A 19,916-nucleotide genomic window follows, 5' to 3' on the forward strand; every position below is an offset into this window, starting at 1 on the left:
CCATGCCCGAACTGCCCGAGGTCGAAGCGCTGGCGCACCACCTGCGTGAGTTCGCCGTCGGCCGGGTGGTCAGCCGGGTGGATGTGGCTTCGATGACCGTGCTGAAGACGGTCAGTCCCGCGTGGACGGAACTGAAGGGCCGCGAGGTCACCGCGGCGGGCCGGTTCGGCAAGCACCTCGACCTGGACTGCGACGGCATCCACCTGGTCACGCACCTGGCCAGGGCGGGCTGGCTGCGCTGGTCGGATTCGCTCTCCCCGACCCCGCCCAAGCCCGGGAAGGGGCCACTGGCGCTGCGGGTGCACCTGTCCGGTCCCGGTTTCGACCTGACCGAGGCGGGCACGAAGAAGGGGCTCGCGGTGTGGATCACCCGCGACCCTGCCGAAATCCCCAGCATCGCGCGGCTGGGCCCCGACGCGCTGACCGTGGACCGGACGAAGCTCGCCGAGCTGTTCCGCGGCCGGACCGAGCGCCTGAAGACCGCGCTGACCGATCAGTCCCTGATCGCGGGCATCGGCAACGCCTACTCCGACGAGATCCTGCACACCGCGAAGCTCTCGCCGTACGCCACCACCGGCAAGCTCTCCGACGAAGCGCTGGACCGGCTGTCCGGCGCGATCTCCGGCGTGCTCACCGACGCCGTGGAGCGCTCGGTCGGCCAAGCCGCCGCGCGGTTGAAGGGCGAGAAGCGCTCGGGACTGCGGGTGCACGCGCGCGCCGGGATGCCGTGCCCGGTCTGCGGCGACACCGTGCGGGAGATCTCCTTCGCCGACAAGGCTTTCCAGTACTGCCCGACCTGCCAGACCGGCGGCAAACCGCTGGCCGACCGGAGGCTCTCCCGGCTGCTCAAGTGAGCGCCTCGCCCGAATGGCCGTCGGCTCCTCGTTCGGGGTGCCCGCCGCCGACTCAGCGTGGAGCGGCCGTGATCGCTTTGTCATGCACTGAGCGTGCCGCCGGCCTGGGCACCCTGCGGACCGGTGAAGTACCAGGTCAGCGGCGGGGGACCCCCGACGGGTGTCACAATGGGTAGCTGCTGGTTGTCGATCATGCACAGAAAGTGGAGGAAACCCCCTTGCACCCGGATGCCGGAGCGCAGAGCATGAACGCCGTGTCCGGGTTGCCTCTCGCGCAGATCATCCCGTGGAGCGTCGCGGCCGTCGCGGTGATCCTGCTGATCGTCGTGCTCGTCCGCAGCCGCCGTCCGGCGAGCTTCGTCGACGACGCGGTGCTCGAGGCCGTCCGCCGGATGTCCAAGGCCACCCCGGACCTGCGCCGCGGCCTCGACGAGAACTCCGCGGACCGGATCACCACGCAGATGCTCGAGACGCTCAAGTGCGTGGCGGTCGGCATCACCGACGCCGACGGCACGCTGCTGTCCTGGGACGGCGAAGCCAATGAGCACTACGACGACCTGCGTGACGCGATCGCGGTGACCATCCGGCGGCACCGCCGCGAGGTGGTCGGGCACGAGAAGCTGCCCTGCAACCACCGCGGCAACTGCCTGATGCGCACCGCGGTGATCGTGCCGCTGATCGTCGAGGAGCAGACGCAGGCGGTGCTGATCGTGGTCGGCCGGACCCGCGGCAAGCGGCTGGTCGAGATGGCCGACGCGGTTTCGCAGTTCGTCTGCACCCAGTTCGAGCTGGCCCGCCTGGAGGACTCCAAGCTCCAGCTGCAGCAGGCCGAGGTGAAGGCGCTGCGGGCGCAGATCTCGCCGCACTTCGTCTACAACGCGCTGAACACCATTTCCTCGCTGATCCGCACCGATCCGGAGGAGGCGCGCGAGCTGCTGCAGGAGTTCGCCGACTTCACCCGGTACATCTTCCGGAGCTCCGGCATGTTCACCTCGCTCGCCGAAGAACTGCGCAACATCGACCGCTACCTGACCATCGAGAGCGCGCGGTTCGCCGGCAAGCTCAACGTCCGGCTGAAGATCGCGCCCGAGGTGCTGTCGGTGGTGGTGCCGTTCCTGATCATCCAGCCGCTGGTGGAGAACGCGGTCAAGCACGGGCTGTGGAACAAGCCGAACGGCGGCACGGTCACGGTGATCGCGCAGGACCACGGCGCCGAGGCGTTGATCAGCGTGGAGGACGACGGCGTCGGCATGGACCCGGCGCGGCTGTCCGAACTGCACGACTCGCACCAGTCCGGCGCGCACGTCGGCCTGGGCAACATCAACCAGCGCATGCGCCAGCTCTTCGGCGACGAGTACGCGCTGACCGTGGAGACCGCGCCCGGCGCGGGCATGAAGGTGACCCTGCGGGTGCCGAAGTACGCGCGTGGCGTGCGGGCCACCGTGCCGGAGTACACCGAGGCCACGCAGGACCGCGATCCCGCCGCCGACTCGGTGCCCGCGGCGGTCGTGCACCAGCAGCCGGTGGTGCAGCCGCAGCGCGGCCGCGGCCACACCGCGCGGCACCGCCCGCAGTCCACCCGCGAGGGCCGTCCGACGGCGGCGGGACCCCGCTGATCGCAAGGGGGCGTCCGCGAAGCCTCGGTCGCGCCCTTCGCGCCCAGGCGGCCCCTGGCGGCACCGGGCCTTCGTCCGAGTACAAACCCGGTACGAGGACGAACGCCCGGCACCGCCAGGAACCACCTGGATCCCGAAGTCCATCGACCGGCCTCCGCGGACACCCCCTAGTAGGGTGGCCGCATGAGCGTGACGGACAAGCTGACCTCCCGGATCCCCGGTCTCGCCGACCGCGGCGAGCGCAAAGACGTGGTGTCGGTGGTGAAGCTGCACGGGGTGATCACCCCGCAGGCCTCGCCGCTGTCCAGGGGCGCGATCAACCTGTCCGCCCTGGAGACCGCGCTGACCCGCGCCTTCGGCCACGACCGGCTCAAGGCGGTCGCGCTGCTGATCAACTCGCCGGGTGGGGCGCCCACCCAGTCCGGGCTGGTCGCCGAGCGGATCCGGCAGCTCGCGGACAAGAAGGGCGTGCCGGTGCTCGCCTTCACCGAGGACGTCGCGGCTTCCGGCGGCTACTGGCTGGCCTGCGCGGCCGACGAGATCTTCGCCCACCGCACTTCGCTGGTCGGCTCGATCGGCGTGATCAGCGGTGGCTTCGGGTTCACCGGCCTGCTCGAGCGCTTCGGCGTGGAGCGGCGGCTGCACACCGCGGGCGAGAACAAGTCGCGGCTCGACCCGTTCAGCCCGGAGAAGCCCGAGGACGTCGAGTGGCTCAAGAAGCTCCACACGCAGCTGCACGAGCTGTTCGTGAGCTGGGTGAAGGAGCGCCGCGGTGACCGCCTCAAGGGTGGCGACGAGCTGTTCACCGGGGACGTCTGGCTGGGCGCGAAGGCGGTCGAACTGGGCCTGGTGGACGGGGTCGGCAACCTGCGCGAGGTGCTCGCCGAGCGCTACCCGGACGCCGAGATCGCCATCGCCGAGCCGAAGAAGCCGCTGCTGGCGAAGCTCGGCATCGGCGCACCGGCCGCGGCCGTACTGGAAGCCGTCACCGCGAAGGCCACCTGGTCCCGCTTCGGCCTCTAACCACCCCCCACCCCTCACCCGGCAATGCTATGAGTGGGGCATTACTAGCATTCAATGCAAGTAATGCCCCACTCATAGCATTCGGAGGGGCGGTTTGGGGGGTATGGGGGGTTTGGGTGATCGGGGTTGACCGGAACTGATCGGGTCCGCACCTGAACGGGCTACAGACATCGGGTTGAGGGCTGGGGTGTCATAGTCAGGCTTTGTTGTTGGCCACAACAAAACTGCTCCCCATCGGTACGGGTTGACAAGGAGGTCACCCCCATGCCCGTTCCTCCCCACTCCCCACCCGTGAAAAGACGCCGCTTCGGCCGGGCGCTCGCCGCCGCGGTCGCCGGTGCGGCCCTGGTCACCGTTCCGCTGACGGTGCCGGCCGGGGCGTCCGTGCCCCCACCCCCGACCGGCTGGACCCAGGTCTGGGCGGACGACTTCGACGGTGCCGCGGGCACCCTGCCCAACGGCAACAACTGGCGCTTCAGCCTCGGCCACGGCTACCCCGGTGGCCCGGCGAACTGGGGCACCGGCGAGATCGCCGCGCACACGAACAACCCGGCGAACGTCAGCCTCGACGGCAGCGGCAACCTGCGCATCACGCCGTTGCGCGACGGCGCCGGGAACTGGACCTCGGCGCGGATCGAGACCAACAAGCAGGACTTCAAGGCACCGGAGAACGGCGTGCTGCGCGTCGAGAGCCGGTTGCAGATGCCGAACGTCACCGGGGAAGCCGCGCTGGGCTACTGGCCGGCGTTCTGGATGCTCGGCTCGCCCTACCGCGGCAACTGGTGGAACTGGCCCGGCATCGGCGAGTTCGACATCATGGAGAACGTCAACGGGATCAACTCCGTGTGGGGCGTGCTGCACTGCGGCACCGCGCCCGGCGGGCCGTGCAACGAGAACAACGGCATCGGCACCAGCCGGACCTGCCCCGGCGCCAGCTGCCAGAGCGCCTTCCACACCTTCAGCTTCGAATGGGACCGCAGCACCAGCCCCAACCAGCTGCGCTGGTACGTCGACGGTCAGCAGTTCCACCAGGTCAGCCAGAACCAGCTGGACGCGACCACGTGGACCAACATGACCAGCCACGCCGGGTACTTCATCATCCTGAACGTGGCGATGGGCGGTGCCTTCCCGAACGGGGTGGCCGGCATCGGCACGCCGACCGCGGCCACCGTGCCGGGACGGCCGATGGTGGTCGACTACGTGGCCGCGTGGACCCGCGGCGGTGGCGGCACCGGTGATCCCGGTGGCACCGACGCCTACGGCACCATCCAGGCGGAGAACCACCAGCAGCAGAACGGCCTGAGCACGCAGATCACCACCGACGCGGGCGGTGGCCAGAACGTGGCGACCGCGGCGAACGGCGACTGGGCCAGGTACAACGGCATCCGGTTCGGTTCGCAGACGGCCACCCAGTTCAAGGCGCGGGTCGCCTCCGGCGCGGGCGGCGGGGTGAGCGGGCTGATCGAAGTGCGGCTGGACAGCCTGTCGAATCCGCCGATCGGGTCGTTCGCGGTGGGCAACACCGGCGGCTGGCAGAGCTGGCAGACGATCCCGGCGAACATCAGCGGGGTCACCGGCACCCACGACGTCTACCTGAGTTTCCGCAGCGGGCAGCCGTCGGACTTCGTGAACGTCAACTGGTTCACCTTCGCACCGTAACCAATCGGCGACGTGGGGGCGGCAGACATTCCGCCCCCGCGTCGCTTATAACTGAACCGGACTCCTTCCCACCAAAGCTGGACATAGCCACTTTCACTAGGCAGGATGCTTGTCACTGTGAGTACCCACGAAGACACTTCGGGCCTGCTGGTGCTGGCCGTCGACGACGAGCCGCACGGCCTGTCCGAACTCGCCCACTGCCTGGAGAACAACCCGGCCATCCGGCGCATCTTCACCTGCACCGACGCCACCGACGCGCTGCGGCTGCTGGCCTCGGACGACGCCGAGGTCCGCTACCGCAAGGACCGCGGCCTGGCCCCGGTCGACGCGGTGTTCGCCGACCTGAACATGCCCGGCCTGTCCGGCATGGAGATGTCGCGCGTGTTCGCCACGCTGAACCCGGCGCCGGTGCTGGTCTTCGTCACCGGGCACCCGGAGGAGGCGGTGAACGCCTTCGACCTCGGCGCGGTCGACTACGTGCTCAAGCCGTGCAAGCAGGAGCGCCTGGACAAGGCCATCAAGCGGGTGCTGCAGTCGCTGCAGGCCGCGCCCGCGCCCGCCGCCCCGGCCGGGCAGGAGCCGGTGAAGACCGACGACGAGGTCATCGCGGTCGAACTGGCGGGCAACACCAAGCTCATCCCGCGCGCGAACGTGCGCTGGGTCGAGGCGCAGGGCGACTACGCGCGGTTGTTCACCACCGACGGCAGCCACCTCGTGCGCATCCCGCTGGCCCAGCTCGAGGAACGCTGGGAGAAGGCGGGTTTCGTCCGCATCCACCGGTCCTACCTGGTGGCGCTGCAGCTGATCACCGAGCTGCGGATGGGCCAGGGCGGTTACCAGGTGGTCATCGGCAACGAGGAGAAGTTGCTGCCGGTGAGCCGCAGGCACACCCGTGAGCTGAAGGACCGGCTGGTCGGCTCGTCGCGGAACAGCTAGCCATGACCCTCGGTGGGGACCCGTACCGCCAGATCGGCGGGGTGCGCGAGCCCGACCCGACGCTCGGCAAGAACCTGGGCCGCCACGCGAAGCCGCAGGCCGGGCCGCTGCCACCCACCTCGAAGACCGAACCGGTCCCGGCGGGCGCCCTGCCCGACGACCTGCCGGAGCCCGAGCACCACTCCCGGCCGCGGCGCCAGCGGGTGGTGCTGTCCGGGCCGAAGCAGACGAACGCGCTGCGGGCCCGCGTCGAACTGGAGGAGCAGACCAGCTGGGGCGAGCTGCTGATCAAGGACCTGGTCAAGAAGCAGCTGCGCACCGGGCTCGCGCTCGGGCTGCTGGTGGTGGTGCTGCTCGGCGCGCTGCCGCTGGCCTTCTTCCTGTCCCCGGACTTCGCTGGGCTGCGGGTGATCGGCGTGCCGGTGGCCTGGCTGCTGCTCGGGGTGGCCCCGTTCCCGCTGCTGCTCGCCGTCGGCCTGTGGTACAACCGCCTGGCCGAACGCCATGAGCGGGCCTTCGTCGACATGATCGAGGACTGAGATTCCCGGACCGCGTGCGAGGATCTTCGAGTGCAGCTGAACCCGTGGGCGCTGGCCGGCATCGTGCTGGTCGGCATGGTCACGTTCTACCTGGGCCACCGGTCCTCGCGGTTCGCCAGCAGCACGCACGACTTCCTGGTCGCCCGCCGGACCGTGCGGTCCCGGCGCAACGCGGCCGCCATCTCCGGTGAGTACCTGTCGGCGGCCTCGTTCCTCGGGGTCGCGGGCATCGTGCTCAAGGAGGGCGCCGACGCGCTGTGGTTCCCGATCGGCTTCACCGCGGGCTACCTGGCGCTGATGCTGTTCGTCGCCGCGCCGCTGCGGCGCTCCGGCGCGTACACGCTGCCGGACTTCCTCGAAGCGCGGCTCGGTTCGCTGCCGCTGCGCCGGTTCTCCACCGCGTTCGTGGTGTTCATCGGCATCCTCTACATGGTCCCGCAGCTCCAGGGCGCCGGGCTCGGGCTGACCACCATCCTCGGCACGCCCGCGTGGGCGGGCGCGGTGGTGGTGACCGTGGTGGTGACCATCAACGTGATCGCCGGTGGCATGCGCGCGATCACCGTGGTCCAGGCGTTCCAGTACTGGCTGAAGCTGTTCGCCATCGCCGCGCCGACGTTCGTGCTGTGCGTGGTGTTCATCGGGGGCGGGGCCGGGCCGACCGCCGGTTCGCTGGGCACGCAGGCGCCACCGATGTTCACCGAGGAGACCACGGTCGACGTGCAGACCCCGGTCACGCTGAAGGTGGCCGTGCCGACGGTGCTCTACGCGGACGGCGTGGTGGACGGGGCGAAGTCCGAGGGCGTGGTCTTCTGGTCGCCCGAGGTCACCCCCGAGGTCGGCGAGGGCACCAAACTGCGCTTCCCGGCGGGGTCACCGGTGCCGGTGGTGACCGGGGCGGTGGCCGAGAACTCGACCTGGCTGCTGCCCGCCTCCGCCGACGTGACCGACCTGCTCAGCACGTATTCGCTGATGTTCGCCACGTTCCTCGGCACGATGGGCCTGCCGCACGTGCTGGTCCGCTTCTACACCAACCCGGACGGCAAGGCCGCGCGCCGGACCACGGTGCACGTGCTGCTGCTGCTCGGCCTGTTCTACCTGTTCCCGGCGCTGCTCGGCGCGTTGTCCCGGCTGTACGTGCCGGAACTGCTGGTCACCGGGCAGACCGACGCCGCGGTGCTGCTGCTGCCCTCGGCGATGCTGGGCGGGCTCGGCGGGCAGATCCTCGGCGCGGTCACCGCCGCCGGTGCCTTCGCCGCCTTCCTGTCCACCGCCTCCGGCCTGCTGGTCAGCGTGGCGGGGGTGCTGTCCACCGACGTGCTGCCCGGCCGCGTCCGCGACTTCCGGCTGGCCACCGTGCTGGTCGCGCTGGCCCCGCTGGGCATCGCGCTGGCCCTGCGCCAGGACGACCTGTCGCTCAGCGTCGGCATGACCTTCGCGCTGGCCGCGTCCACCTTCAGCCCGATGCTGCTGCTCGGCATCTGGTGGCGGAAGCTGACCTGGACCGGGGCGATGGCGGGCATGGTCGTCGGCGGCACGCTGGTGCTGGGTGCGCTCGCGGTGACCATCGTCAGCGGGTACACCGGCGACTGGGCACCGTGGTTCGCCGTGCAGCCCGCGTTGTTCACCGTGCCCGCCGCCTTCCTGGCCACGATGCTGGTCAGCAAGGCCACCGCGCACCGGGTGCCCGACGACCTGAACGCGGTGATGCTGCGCCTGCACGCGCCGGACCCGCTGGGCTTCATGCGCGATCGCGCGGTGGCGCGCTTCGGGCAGGCGGAGGAAAAGGCTCGCACCGGCCGCGGTCGGCACCGGAAGTAACTTCCCACTCTCGGTCACCGCTCTCCCCTGATCGTGCGACCTGCGCACCTCCCCCATCAGGAGGATGATCCTCGGCACACCGCTGGATCGAGGGAGGTCTCCTGTGAGCAGTAGTGAACCGCTGACCGAAGCCGACTGGAAGCGTATCCAGGCCAGTCCGGAGTTCCGTCAGCTGCGCAAACGCCTGCGGAACTTCGTGTTCCCGATGACCGTGTTGTTCCTCGGCTGGTACCTGCTGTACGTGGTGCTCGCCGACTACGCGCACGGCTTCATGTCCACCAAGCTCGTCGGCAACATCAACGTGGGCCTGGTCCTCGGCCTGCTGCAGTTCGTGTCGACCTTTGTGATCACGGGGTTGTACGTGCGGCACGCGAATCGCCACCTGGATCCGGTCGCGGACAAGATCCGCGAGGACATTGAGAACACAGTGGGGGAGGGAAAGTGAACGACCTCGCGCAGGGCGTGCAGGGGTCGAACCCCGCATTGAACATCAGCATCTTCGGCGCGTTCGTGGTGGTCACGCTGGTGATCGTGTTCCGGGCCTCGCGGAATACGAAGACGGCGTCGGACTACTACGCCGCCGGGCGCGCGTTCTCCGGGCCGCAGAACGGGATCGCGATCGCCGGTGACTACCTTTCGGCCGCTTCCTTCCTCGGCATCGCCGGGGCGATCGCGGTCTACGGATACGACGGTTTCCTCTACTCGATCGGGTTCCTCGTCGCCTGGTTGGTGGCTTTGCTGCTGGTCGCCGAACTGTTGCGCAACACCGGCAAGTTCACCATGGGCGACGTGCTGGCGTTCCGCATGAAGCAGCGGCCGGTGCGCGCGGCCGCGGCGACCTCGACGCTGGCGGTCAGCTTCTTCTACCTGCTGGCGCAGATGGCGGGCGCGGGCATCCTCGTTTCGTTGCTGCTGGGCATTTCCAGCACCGCCGGGCAGGCCGTGGTGATTGCGGTGGTCGGCATCGTGATGATCATCTACGTGCTGGTCGGCGGGATGAAGGGCACGACCTGGGTGCAGATCATCAAGGCCGCGCTGCTGATCACCGGCGCGTTCGCGATGACCGTGTGGGTGCTGGCGCGCTATGGGTTCAACCTGTCGGACCTGCTGGGGAGCGCGGCCCAGCGCGCCGGTGACGCCGTGCTGAACCCGGGAACCCGGTATGGCGTTTCGGAGACGTCGAAGATCGACTTCCTGTCACTGGGTATCGCGTTGGTGCTCGGTACGGCGGGTCTGCCGCATGTGCTGATGCGTTTCTACACCGTGCCCACGGCGAAGGACGCGCGGGAGTCGGTGGTCTGGGCGATCGGCCTGATCGGGTTGTTCTACCTGTTCACCCTGGTCCTGGGTTATGGCGCGGGCGCCATCGTCGGCAAGGACGCGATCAACAAGGCACCGGGCAAGGAGAACTCGGCCGCGCCACTGCTCGCACAAGCGCTGGGTGGGCCGATCCTGCTCGGGTTCATCGCGGCGGTGGCGTTCGCGACGATCCTGGCCGTGGTCGCCGGGTTGACGATCACCGCGTCGGCGTCGTTCGCGCACGACGTGTACGCCAACGTGATCAAGAAGGGCAAGGTCTCCGACAGCAACGCCGAGGTCCGTGTCGCCCGGATCACCGCGGTGGTGATCGGCGCGGTCGCGATCGTCGGCGGCATCCTGGCGAAGGATCAGAACGTCGCGTTCCTGGTCGCGCTGGCCTTCGCGGTCGCGGCGTCGGCGAACCTGCCGACCATCCTGTATTCGCTGTTCTGGAAGCGGTTCAACACCTCGGGTGCGTTGTGGTCGATCTACGGCGGCCTCGGGGTCACCGTCGTGCTGATCATCTTCTCGCCCGCGGTCTCCGGACTGCCGAACTCGATGATCAAGGGCGTGGACTTCCACTGGTTCCCGCTGCAGAACCCGGGCCTGGTCTCGATCCCGCTGTCGTTCTTCCTCGGCTGGCTGGGCACGGTCCTGTCCAAGGAACACAACGAGGAGAAGTACGCCGAGATGGAGGTCCGCTCGCTCACCGGGTTGGGGGCGGAGAAAGCGACTCCGCACTGAGGACCGCTTCGACGAGTTCCAGGTCGGCGCGCAGGTGCGCCCGGCCGTTGTCGAACATGGCCTGCCAGAGCGGCGGAAGGGGAGCTTTCGCCGCCTGGCCGGCCTCCCAGTCGGCGAGCTGCGCCCGCAGGGAGTGCGCCAGCGATTCGGCGAGCGAGCGCACTTCCACGGGCGGGAGCACGTCGACGAAGGTCAGCAGCAGGTAGACGCTCGCCGGATAGGCGTTGGGCAGCTGCCCCCACAGCTTGCGAGCCAGCCGCCGCAGCTCCTCGCGGCCGGCGTCGGTGATCGCGTACACCGACCGGTCGCGGCGGGCGGTCGGCTCGACCCGGTCGAGCGCGGCCAAGCCCTCCTTGGCGAGCTGGGTCAGCGCGTGGTGCACGGAGTACGGCTTGACCTCCGCCCACTTCTCGGCGTGGCTGTCGACGAGCCACTTGCGGATCTCGTAGCCGTGCCGCGGCTGTTCCGCGAGCAGCGCGAGCACCAGCAGGCGGACGTTCACTTCGTCCGCTCGAAGGCGAAGTCGCAGTGGTCGCAGCCGTAGCCGATGGTCACCGGGCGCGCGGCACGCATGCCGTGGCGGTCCGGGTCGACCGCGGCCAGCATCGGCTTGTCCCATTCGCACCACACGGCGGCGGTCAGTTCCGGCGCGCCGAGCCGGGTGCTCGCGTCGTGGTAGACGCAGCGGTGCGCGCGGGACAGGATGGCGCGGTCGTCGTCGACCACCCGTTCCCAGGCGAATCCCTTGCCGTAGAGGGACTTCTCCTGTTCCCGCAGGTTCGCCACCATGGTCGCGAACGGATCGGGTGCCTGGTCGAGTTCGGTGCGCACGGTGTCGGCCATCCACTCGCCGAACGGGCCGACCACGGCCTCGCGCACGGCGTCGAGCGGGTCCGCCACCCGGTCCTGGAGCCAGCGGTAGGCGGCGACGGCGTAGGCGGTGAGCACCACGTGGCTGCGGGCGGCCTCGTCGACGACGAGGTCTTCGGTCTGGTCGAGCAGGTCTTCGGTCTCGCGTTCCAGGCGGGCGCGGATCTCCGCCGCGTCCGGTACGCCGTCGAGCAGCGCGGCGAAGAACGGTTCGACGAACCAGCTCCGCGGATCACTGAGGTCTGTCATGACGGCCACCATAGACAAGTTTGTCTATCGAGTCGAGAGCTGCCCTGTTCACACGCGCTGAACGCGCCTTCGTGCGAGCATGGTGGGGTGGTGAACCCTGCTGAAGTGCCCACTGTGGACGTCCCCGAGCTGCCCGGTGAGTTCGCGCTGCTCGACGTCCGTGAGAACTACGAGTGGGCCGCGGGGCACGCCCCCCAGGCCGTGCACATCCCGATGGGCGAGCTGCCCGGCCGCCTGGGCGAGCTGCCCGAGGCCGACCGGCTGTACGTGATCTGCCGTAGTGGCGTGCGTTCGGCGAACGTCGCGGCCTGGCTGAACGGGCAGGGGCGCGAAGCGGTCAACGTGGCGGGCGGCATGGAGTCCTGGCAGGCGAACGGCCTGCCGATGGTCACCGACCAGGGTGCCGAGCCGCAGGTGGTGTGAGCGTGCACCCCCAGCACTACCCGCCACCCCAGCACCAGCACCCGCCGCCCTACCGGCCGCGGGTGCGCTGGGTGGCGACCCCGCCGTACCACGCGCCGCGCCGGCGTGCGGTCGACCACCGCTACTACGGCCCGCCCGCCTACCGCGTGCCGCCGCGCTGGGGTTTCCCGAACGTGGTGTGGCGGCTGCCGACCGCGGTCCCCGGCACCCCGTCGAACTCGCCGCGCCCGGCGCAACGCCTGCGCGCGCTCTACCGCAACGCCACCATGTTGCTGTGGGCGCTGGCCGCCTTCGCCACGCTGTCCGCGTTCGCCGAGGGCTGGCGTTACGTGCTGCTGCTGATCAGCCGGGAGGACGCGCTCGACGCCGACGTCGTCGGCACCTCGGACGCGCTGGTGCTCACCGGCGCACTGCTGACCTTCGTGCTCGCGTTGTTCGCCGCCGGCGTCAGCCTGTGGTGGCTGCTGGTCGCCAGGGTGGTCGCCGCCGACGAACTGGGGGAGCGCCCGGCCCGGCCGCCGTGGCAGGTGGTCGCCGGGTTCTTCGTGCCGGGCCCGAACCTGGTGATGGCCGGGTCGATCATCGCCGAGACCGAGCACTCCGTGCTGCGCCGTCCCGGCTCCGAGCGGCCGCGGCCGTCGCGGCTGGTGCTCGCCTGGTGGGGGACCTGGGTGCTGAACGGCCTGCTGCTGGTCATCTCGGTGATCTGGCGCCTGCGCGACGGCGTCCAGGCCCAGGCCGACGGCGTGCTGCTCGCCGTGCTGACCGACGGGTCCGCCGCCGCGCTGGCCGTGCTCACCGCGCTGCTGGTCCGCCGGATGACCGGGCTGCTGGCGCCGGTCGGCGCGGACAAGCTGCGCCACCTGCGCGTGCTCAAGGTGACCGGCGCCCCGGAACCCGAGCTGCGCCCGGCCCGCCCGGCCACCGCACCCCGCTGAATTTTCTTGTGCGCGCGTGGCTACCGGCCCGCGCCGACCAGTAGTTCCTGATAACCGCGCATGACGAACTCGGGGCGTCGCGGTGGTTCTCCGGCGAGTTCCAGCTCCGGCAGCGCGGTCAGCGCCCGGAACGCGGCGGCGATTTCCACCCTGGCCAGCGGGGCGCCCAGGCAGAAGTGGATACCGGCCCCGAACCCGAGGTGCGGGTTCGGGGACCGGGTCACGTCGAAGGTGTCCGGCTCGGCGAACACCTCGGGGTCACGGGCGGCGGCCCCGAGCAGCGCGCCGATCTTCTGCCCTTCTTCGAGGCGGTACCCGGCGATCTCCACGTCCTCGGTCGCGGTCCGCTCGAACAACTGCAGCGGCGAGTCGTACCGGATCGCTTCTTCCACGGCGGAATCGATGTTCGCGGGCAGCCGGGTCCACTGGTCGCGGTGGTCGAGCAACGCGCGGAGGCCGTTGCCGAGCACGTTGACCGTCGCCTCGTGGCCCGCCATCAGCAACAACACGGCGGTGGCGACCAGTTCGTCGTCCGAAAGCCTGCTGTTGTCGTCGTCGCGCACGCGGACGAGGTCGCTGATCAGGTCGTCGCCGGGGTTCGCGGCCCGCTCGACGGCCAGTTTCCGCAGGTAGTCGACGAACTCACCGGCCGCCCGCTCGGCAGCCGCCCGCTTGTCGGCGGGCAGGCCGTACTCGTACATCTTCACGATCTGGTTGGACCACGGCACCAGCAGCGGCCGGTGCTCGGCGGGCACGCCCAGCAGTTCCGCGATCACCTCGACCGGCAGTGGTTGCGCGACTTCGGCGAGGAAGTCGGCCGTGCCTTCGTCCCGGATGCGCGCGGCGAGCCGGTCGACCAGCTGCCCGGCGATGTCCTCGACCCGCGGCCGCAGCCGTTCGACGTGCCCGCGCGCGAAGGCCGATGAGACCAGCCGCCGCAGTCGCGTGTGTGCCGGGGGTTCGTTCTCCAGCAACGAGTTCCGGTGCAGCAGGTTGAACGAGACGAACTGCTCGGCCGGGGTCGCGTCGCGCCAGATCCGGCCGAGCGACCGGTGTCGCAGCACCGCCGAAGCCGCCGGGTGCGACACCGCGATCGCCAGCCCGAGCCCGTCGTGCCGGTGCACCGGCCCCTGGCGGCGCAACTCGGCGAACGCCGGATAGGGATCGGCCAGGAACTCGGGATCGCTCGGGTCGAACACCCGGTGAGCGTAACCGTCAGGTAGTTCGGGGGTCCGGGGTTCGGCCCCCGTGCAGACAACGCGGTACCGTCGGCCCGACCGATCGCGAGGAGGAATTGTGGGCAAGGCGGCGCGCAAAAAGGGGCCCAAGCAGGACAAACCGAAGAAGGTCCGCGAAGTCTTCGTCGGCCGGCCGTTCGAAGGGCTCGCCGGGGAGCCGGAGCTGATCGCGCTGCGTGAGTTCGTGCCCTCCGCGACCGTCGAACTGCCGCTGAAGGACACCGGTGGCCGCAAGGTGGTGCTCGGCACGGTGCTGCCGATGGCCGCCGCCGCGTTCGTCCGCGCCGACGGCCAGGCGTTCGTCGGCCTCCAGGTGCAGACGCGCTCCACCGACGTCAGCCGCGACATCGGCCGGTCGGTCCGCTGGGCGCTCGAGGCCAAGGAGGGCGACGTGCTCTCCGTGCCCGACACCATCACCCCCGGTTCCGACGGCGAGCGGCTGCAGGACCTGCTCGCCCCGAACGCCGAGCTGGACGTCCGGATGCACAGCGACTTCTCGTGGTGGCTGCCCGAGGGCACCGAGGCCGAGGGCGAGGTGGCGTTGTCGCTGGAGCGGGCGAACGGCGCGATCATGCCGTCCGAGCGCCTCGGCACCGGCGCGTACTGGGTCGACGCCGGCGAGAAGGCGCACCTGCGCTGGGTGCGCCCGGAGCCGGAGGGCAAGGTGCTCCAGGCGCTGGCCCGCCTCTCCGCCGCCGGTGAGATCGGCCTCGGCGAGGACTCGCGGTACGCGGGTTCGTTCCGCGCGCACGGCCTGCTGGTGCCGGTCTGGGACCTCGACCCCGAGGCGCACGCCCGCGAGTGGGCCGACCCGGCCGAGCAGCTCGGCGAGCGGCTGGACAAGGCGCTGGCCTCGCTCGACGACGAGCCGCTCAACGCCGCCGAGCGACGGGCCCGCGACGGCCTGATCGGCCGCCAGATCACCATCCGCTAGTGCTGCTGCACATCTGCTCGAAGCAGGACTGGGCGTCGAGCGAGGGCGGCGACTACCGCGCGCCCTCGCTCGACGACGCCGGCTTCATCCACTGCTCCGACTTCGGCACCGCCCACCTGCCCGCCGACGCCCTCTACGCCGGCCGCACCGATCTCGTCCTGCTCGAAATCGACCCCGATCGCCTCGGCGTGCCGGTCCGCTGGGAGGACGGCGTGCCGCCGCACCCGGCCGGGGTCCGCTTCCCGCACGTGTACGGCCCCATCCCGCGCGCCGCCGTGGTCGCGGTGCACGGATTCCCGCCGGGCCCGGACGGCCGTTTCCACCTCCCACCAGCCATCGCGAACCGGTAACGGATCACAACGGCGACCCCTGCGGTGCGTCCCTCGATCGAGAACGGCCGATGGACAACCTGCGGGGGCACGGATGCGTGAGACAGACGGTGGTGGGGAGCGGTCGAGAGCGCTCACCGGAATTGGAGGCGATACGGTGACCGCGTGCGCGCCGGTGGTGCCAGTGCTGTCGCTGGCCGAGAACCGCGTCGTCGATGCGCGCCGGGAGAGGGGATTGGCGGTGCCGGGCGACCTCGTTGACTTCGGGGAGTTCGTTTCGGCCAACCTGCCCGGCCTGATGCGCTACGGGCACGCGCTGACCGGCAACCCGCACGACGCCGCCGACCTGGTGCAGACGGTGCTGGAGAAGATCGGCTCCCGCTGGACCCACGTGCAGCGCAAGACCGGCGACCCGATGGCCTACATCCGCCGCTCGATGGCGAACGCGCACATCAGCCGGTGGCGGCGGACCAAGCGGGAGAACCTGGTCGCCGAGATCCCGGACTCGCAGCCGCTCGTGCACGCGGACCCGTTCGAGCACGAACCGCTGTGGCAGGCACTACGCGCTTTGCCGCCGAGGCAACGCGCCGTCGTCGTGCTGCGTTACTACGAAGGACTGTCCGAAGCGGAGATCGCGGCGTCACTCGGCGTCAGCCAGGGCACGGTGAAGAGCCAGGCGAGCAAGGCGCTCGCCTCCCTGCGGCTGAAGATGGCGGCCACGGTCGAGGAGAGCGGAGGGAGGGAAGCGGGATGAGCGCAGCCGATGACGAACTGGCCGGGCAACTGCGCCGGTTGTTCGACGACGAACGCCTCGAACTGCGTCCCCAGCCGGACGCCGGGCAGCTCATCGTCGCGGGCGCCAAGCGGCGCCGCGTCCGCCGTCGCCGGATGTCCGTCGCCGGTGGAGCGCTGGGCGTGGCCGCGCTGGTGGCCGGTGGGGTGGCGCTGACCGGGGGCGGGTTCCAGCGCGAGGTACCGCCGCCGGTGGCCCACTCGTCCGGCCTGGGCCCGAGCCTGCAGATCGGGCCGAGCGCCACGGTGGCCCCGGTGCCGCCGCCGACCAGCCCGGTCCCGCCGCCGGCCGCTCCGGCGCCACCGCCGAGCCAGCACGCCGGTCAGCCGTCCGCGGGCGCACCCATGAGCCCGATGCGCACCGACGTGCCCGCCGCCTCGAAACCGCCGATACCCGGTCCGCTACTCGGCCACGGCGGGTACGGCAAGCTTCTGCTGAACGCCACCATGGAGCAGGCTTCGTCGGCGGGGATCAACTTCACGCCGGAGAGCAGCAGCGGACTGGACGGCGGCTGCGCCACCTACTACTTCAGCGGGGCCGGGGTGCCCAGCGGCGGTTCGGTGGTGGTCTCCCCGAACCGGGGCGTGGTCCACATCAACCCGTCGGCGGACGTGACCACGCCGGAGGGCATCGGCACCGGGTCGACCCGCGGTCAGCTGCAGGCCGTCTACCCGAACGCGACCGCCGGCCCCCACGGCGACGTGGTGCCCGTCGGCAACGGCTACCGGTACCGCGTGGTGGTCGGCGAGGCCTCGGTGATCGAGCACATCTACCTCGACGACAGCTACCAGGACTGCTACGAGTGAACCCGGGCACTCCCGCGGTGGGGGTGCCCGGGTCCGGTCGGCCCTCGGGGCTCGGGGCCGCTCAGATGGCGCCGCCGGCCACCGGGGGCATCATCGGGTCGCCACCACCGTCGCCGACCGATTCGCGGGAGAGCCAGTTCTCCACCTCGAACAGGTTGCCGTTGGCGCGCCGGACGATGTTGAGCAGGGTGGACATCGCGGAGATCTCCTCGACCTGCTCCTTGAGGAACCACTGGACGAACTGCTCGGCGATGTAGTCGTCCTCGTCGCGGGCGGCCTTGGCCAGCGTCTTGATGTCGGCCGCGACCTCCTTCTCCTGCGCGAGGGCCAGCTCGATCAGCTCGTGCACCTCGTCGAAGTCGTTGCGGACCTCGCCGGTGCCCGGGATCTCGACGTGGTGGTCGGTGTCCAGCATGTACTGCACCAGCGCGAGTGCGTGGTTGCGCTCCTCGTTCGCCTGGCGGAAGAAGTGCTTCGCCAGCTGCGGCAGGTCTTCGTTCTCGAACCAGACCGCCAGGGCGATGTACTGCTGGGAGGCGTTGAACTCGTTGTGCACCTGCTGCTGGAGCAGCTCGTAGAACTTCGAACGCGGATTCTTCTTGGTGAGGGCCATGCATTCAACGATAACCCAGACGCGCCATTATCTCCATTTCACTCTGGTGATTCCCGCCGCATTAGGTTACCATTCCCAAAAGTAGGCCCAACTAATTAAGCCAAGCCAAACCTCATCAATTACCCGTTGTGTCCCACGTTCAACCACCCGAACCCCACACTCAGGCACCCGAACTCCACGTTCAGGCACGCGAGTCCCACGTTCGGGCAGGTGAGTCCCGCGTTCGGGCAGGTGAGGGCCGCGTTCGCGCGTGGGTGAGAAGCGCGCTCAGGGCACGGGCCCCGAGCGCGCCGCCTCTCCGGGACCTAGACCGAGTCCCGCACCACCGGGCACGACATGCACCGCGGTCCGCCCCTGCCCGAGCCCAGTTCGGAGCCGGCGATGCGCAGGACTTCGATGCCCGCGGCCTCCAGCCGTTCGTTCGTCTCCACGTTCCGTTCGTAGCCGACCACCACGCCCGGCGCGACGGCCAGGGTGTTGTTGCCGTCGTCCCACTGTTCGCGTTCGGCGGTCACCGGGTCCAGGCCGGTGTCGATGACGCGCAGCCGGTCGATGGACATGGCTTTCGCGGCGGCCGTCAGGAACGGCTCCGGGCCGTCGACCCGCAGGCCGCCGTCGTCGCCGGGGTGCAGGGTGAAGGCCACCAGCGAGTCCCTGGCCAGCGGGTACATCACCACCGCGTCGGTGTTGACCATGGTGCACACGGTGTCCAGGTGCATCGTCGCCCGTGACTGCTCGATGGGCACGGCCAGCACGGTGTGCGCCAGGTCGTCGGCGAACACCGAGCGGGCCAGCGACTCCGCCCCCGCCGCCGAGGTGCGTTCGCCGACGCCGATGGCGACCACGCCCGGCGCCAGCAACATCACGTCCCCGCCTTCGATCGGCGCCGAGTGCGCGCCATACGCACGCGCGGCCCGCTGGAACCGCGGGTGGTAGGCGTAGATCAGGTCCAGCACCGCGGTTTCCCGGCGACGCGCGGGCATGGTCAGTGAGGAAATCGCCACCCGGTCCGCGATCCACGCCGACGAATCGCGGGTGAACAACAGGTTCGGCAGCGGGTCCACGGCGAAATCACGCGGGTGGTTCATCTTCCGGACCAGTGAGGTGCCTTCGGCGGCGGGCAGCTCCTCGAAGGTCATCCCAGCCATCAGCACCTCCGCCAGCACCGAAGCGTCCACAGAGGACAGATGCGAGCGCAGCACGTCGGCCAGTTCGGTGCCCAGCCTGCGGGCGTCCACCGCGGCGTGCACGCCCGCGGTGTGGGCGCGCGGGTCGTCGAGCGCGCTGCGCAGCACCTCGGCCAGCAGCAGCACCTCGACCCCGCGCCCGCGCAGCACCTCGGCGAACGCGTCGTGCTCCTCCTGCGCGCGGTCCACCCACGGGATCGAGTCGAACAGGAGCTGGTCGTTGTTGCGCGGCGTGAGGCGCTTCAGCTCGGCTCCCGGCCGGTGCAGCAGGACCGAGCGCAGCGGCCCGACCTCACTCTCCACCAGGGGCGCGGGCGCCGCGGACACGGTTTCGGAAGTCGCTTGCTCGACGGTCACCTGCTGAGACTAATCACATCCACGGCGGTAATGGATCGGTAAGCGCCCGCCCCCTGTCGCCGGGCGCGCGCGTGGCCCAGGGTGGACGCATGTCGCGCACCTGGAAAATCGTTCTCGGCCTCGGGCTGGTCGTCGTCGCCGTCGGACTGTGGGCCTTCCAGCCGTGGAAGGCGTTCACCCGCAGCTCGGTGGACGAAGCGCTCCCGGTGGCCGTGGTCAGCGAAGCACCCGCCGCAGCACCCCAGTCCGCCGAAGCACCCCAGCCCGCCGAAACACCCGAAACACCTGAGCCCACCGGGCCGAAGGACCTCGCCACCGGCGAGTTCGTCAGCCAGGAACACGACACCAGCGGCAAGGCCCGCGTGGTGGACCTCGGCGACGGCAACCGCGTGCTGCGCCTCGAAGGCTTCTCCACCTCCGACGGCCCCGACGTGCACGTGTGGCTTTCCGACGCCACGGCGGGCGGCGAGTGGGGCAAGTACGACGACGGCGCCGTGGTCAAGCTAGGCAAGATCAAGGCCACCGACGGCAACCAGAACTACGCCATCCCCGCCGGCGCGCAGCTGACCGGCCTGCGCAGCGTGGTCATCTGGTGCGACCGCTTCAACGTCGCGTTCGGCTCCGCCCCGCTGGCCCTGTGAAAAAGCAAAAAAAGAGCATCGCGGGAGTCGTTCCGGTGCGGGTGCGTTCG

The 19,916-nt window shown here is 70.2% G+C and carries 21 protein-coding genes; 16 read left to right on the forward strand and 5 right to left on the reverse strand.

Annotated elements, in window-relative coordinates; translation table 11 throughout:
- Positions 1 to 2: 2 nt before the first annotated feature.
- The 9 genes from L3Q67_RS11620 to L3Q67_RS11660 all read left to right on the forward strand — a co-directional run bounded on the left by L3Q67_RS11620 (position 3) and on the right by L3Q67_RS11660 (position 10,488).
- A complete protein-coding gene (locus tag L3Q67_RS11620) occupies positions 3 to 854 on the forward strand; it encodes an Fpg/Nei family DNA glycosylase (protein ID WP_209663308.1) in 852 nt (283 codons plus the stop codon).
- A gap of 245 nt (positions 855 to 1,099) precedes the next feature.
- Positions 1,100 to 2,470 carry a sensor histidine kinase gene (locus L3Q67_RS11625; protein WP_499189516.1) on the forward strand — a complete coding sequence of 457 codons (1,371 nt, stop codon included), beginning with the start codon at positions 1,100 to 1,102 and terminating at the stop codon, positions 2,468 to 2,470.
- A gap of 183 nt (positions 2,471 to 2,653) precedes the next feature.
- Positions 2,654 to 3,493 carry a S49 family peptidase gene (locus L3Q67_RS11630; protein ID WP_499189517.1) on the forward strand — a complete coding sequence of 280 codons (840 nt, stop codon included), beginning with the start codon at positions 2,654 to 2,656 and terminating at the stop codon, positions 3,491 to 3,493.
- Positions 3,494 to 3,784: 291 nt separating this feature from the next.
- Complete coding sequence (locus L3Q67_RS11635) at positions 3,785 to 5,152, forward strand: glycoside hydrolase family 16 protein (protein WP_499189518.1); 1,368 nt, start codon at positions 3,785 to 3,787, stop codon at positions 5,150 to 5,152.
- 105 nt (positions 5,153 to 5,257) lie between these two features.
- A complete protein-coding gene (locus tag L3Q67_RS11640) occupies positions 5,258 to 6,088 on the forward strand; it encodes a LytR/AlgR family response regulator transcription factor (protein WP_209663304.1) in 831 nt (276 codons plus the stop codon).
- A 2-nt stretch (positions 6,089 to 6,090) separates the two neighbouring features.
- Positions 6,091 to 6,627 (forward strand): hypothetical protein, encoded by a 537-nt coding sequence (locus L3Q67_RS11645; RefSeq protein ID WP_499189519.1) that lies wholly within the window; start codon positions 6,091 to 6,093, stop codon positions 6,625 to 6,627.
- A gap of 30 nt (positions 6,628 to 6,657) precedes the next feature.
- Positions 6,658 to 8,445 (forward strand): sodium/solute symporter, encoded by a 1,788-nt coding sequence (locus L3Q67_RS11650; protein WP_499189520.1) that lies wholly within the window; start codon positions 6,658 to 6,660, stop codon positions 8,443 to 8,445.
- Positions 8,446 to 8,548: 103 nt separating this feature from the next.
- Complete coding sequence (locus L3Q67_RS11655) at positions 8,549 to 8,890, forward strand: DUF485 domain-containing protein (protein ID WP_499189521.1); 342 nt, start codon at positions 8,549 to 8,551, stop codon at positions 8,888 to 8,890.
- The gene (locus L3Q67_RS11660) at positions 8,887 to 10,488 is read left to right on the forward strand and encodes a solute symporter family protein (protein ID WP_499189522.1); all 1,602 of its coding nucleotides are present in this window, start codon (positions 8,887 to 8,889) and stop codon (positions 10,486 to 10,488) included. The genes L3Q67_RS11655 and L3Q67_RS11660 overlap by 4 nt, the downstream gene beginning before the upstream one ends.
- Here L3Q67_RS11660 and L3Q67_RS11665 read toward each other — a convergent pair.
- Both L3Q67_RS11665 and L3Q67_RS11670 read right to left on the reverse strand, forming a co-directional pair.
- A complete protein-coding gene (locus L3Q67_RS11665) occupies positions 10,451 to 10,990 on the reverse strand; it encodes a PadR family transcriptional regulator (protein ID WP_499189523.1) in 540 nt (179 codons plus the stop codon). The genes L3Q67_RS11660 and L3Q67_RS11665 overlap by 38 nt on opposite strands.
- Positions 10,987 to 11,607 (reverse strand): L-2-amino-thiazoline-4-carboxylic acid hydrolase, encoded by a 621-nt coding sequence (locus tag L3Q67_RS11670; RefSeq protein ID WP_499189524.1) that lies wholly within the window; start codon positions 11,605 to 11,607, stop codon positions 10,987 to 10,989. The genes L3Q67_RS11665 and L3Q67_RS11670 overlap by 4 nt, the downstream gene beginning before the upstream one ends.
- 87 nt (positions 11,608 to 11,694) lie before the next feature.
- Between L3Q67_RS11670 and L3Q67_RS11675 the strand changes: the two genes are divergently transcribed.
- Together L3Q67_RS11675 and L3Q67_RS11680 are read left to right on the forward strand one after the other, a co-directional pair.
- Positions 11,695 to 12,030 carry a rhodanese-like domain-containing protein gene (locus tag L3Q67_RS11675; protein ID WP_209663297.1) on the forward strand — a complete coding sequence of 112 codons (336 nt, stop codon included), beginning with the start codon at positions 11,695 to 11,697 and terminating at the stop codon, positions 12,028 to 12,030.
- Positions 12,031 to 12,032: 2 nt separating this feature from the next.
- Entirely contained in the window at positions 12,033 to 12,968 is a 936-nt protein-coding gene (locus L3Q67_RS11680) for a DUF4328 domain-containing protein (RefSeq protein WP_499191504.1), read from the forward strand.
- 20 nt (positions 12,969 to 12,988) lie between these two features.
- On the opposite strand, the gene L3Q67_RS11685 is transcribed toward L3Q67_RS11680, so the two are convergent.
- A complete protein-coding gene (locus L3Q67_RS11685) occupies positions 12,989 to 14,167 on the reverse strand; it encodes a cytochrome P450 (RefSeq protein WP_499189525.1) in 1,179 nt (392 codons plus the stop codon).
- Positions 14,168 to 14,264: 97 nt separating this feature from the next.
- Between L3Q67_RS11685 and L3Q67_RS11690 the strand changes: the two genes are divergently transcribed.
- From L3Q67_RS11690 to L3Q67_RS11705, 4 genes are all read left to right on the forward strand, one after another.
- Positions 14,265 to 15,140, forward strand: a complete 876-nt coding sequence (locus L3Q67_RS11690) for a DUF5926 family protein (protein ID WP_499189526.1) — start codon at positions 14,265 to 14,267, stop codon at positions 15,138 to 15,140.
- Positions 15,140 to 15,490 (forward strand): DUF952 domain-containing protein, encoded by a 351-nt coding sequence (locus L3Q67_RS11695; protein ID WP_499189527.1) that lies wholly within the window; start codon positions 15,140 to 15,142, stop codon positions 15,488 to 15,490. Before L3Q67_RS11690 ends, L3Q67_RS11695 begins: the two co-directional genes overlap by 1 nt.
- Before the next feature lie 220 nt (positions 15,491 to 15,710).
- Positions 15,711 to 16,223 (forward strand): SigE family RNA polymerase sigma factor, encoded by a 513-nt coding sequence (locus L3Q67_RS11700; RefSeq protein ID WP_499191505.1) that lies wholly within the window; start codon positions 15,711 to 15,713, stop codon positions 16,221 to 16,223.
- Entirely contained in the window at positions 16,220 to 17,068 is an 849-nt protein-coding gene (locus tag L3Q67_RS11705) for a hypothetical protein (RefSeq protein ID WP_499189528.1), read from the forward strand. Before L3Q67_RS11700 ends, L3Q67_RS11705 begins: the two co-directional genes overlap by 4 nt.
- A 61-nt stretch (positions 17,069 to 17,129) precedes the next feature.
- Here the strand turns inward: L3Q67_RS11705 and L3Q67_RS11710 are convergent, their stop codons facing one another.
- A complete protein-coding gene (locus tag L3Q67_RS11710) occupies positions 17,130 to 17,681 on the reverse strand; it encodes a ferritin (protein WP_209663290.1) in 552 nt (183 codons plus the stop codon).
- 305 nt (positions 17,682 to 17,986) lie between these two features.
- Positions 17,987 to 19,171 (reverse strand): arginine deiminase, encoded by a 1,185-nt coding sequence (locus L3Q67_RS11715; RefSeq protein ID WP_499191506.1) that lies wholly within the window; start codon positions 19,169 to 19,171, stop codon positions 17,987 to 17,989.
- A 143-nt stretch (positions 19,172 to 19,314) separates the two neighbouring features.
- On the opposite strand from L3Q67_RS11715, the gene L3Q67_RS11720 reads away from it, so the two are divergent.
- On the forward strand, positions 19,315 to 19,866 hold the full coding sequence (locus tag L3Q67_RS11720; RefSeq protein WP_499189529.1) for a DM13 domain-containing protein: 552 nt from the start codon (positions 19,315 to 19,317) through the stop codon (positions 19,864 to 19,866).
- Positions 19,867 to 19,916: the final 50 nt, after the last annotated feature.

Source organism: Saccharothrix sp. AJ9571 (assembly GCF_021725495.1).
GTDB classification, from domain to species: domain Bacteria; phylum Actinomycetota; class Actinomycetes; order Mycobacteriales; family Pseudonocardiaceae; genus Amycolatopsis; species Amycolatopsis magusensis.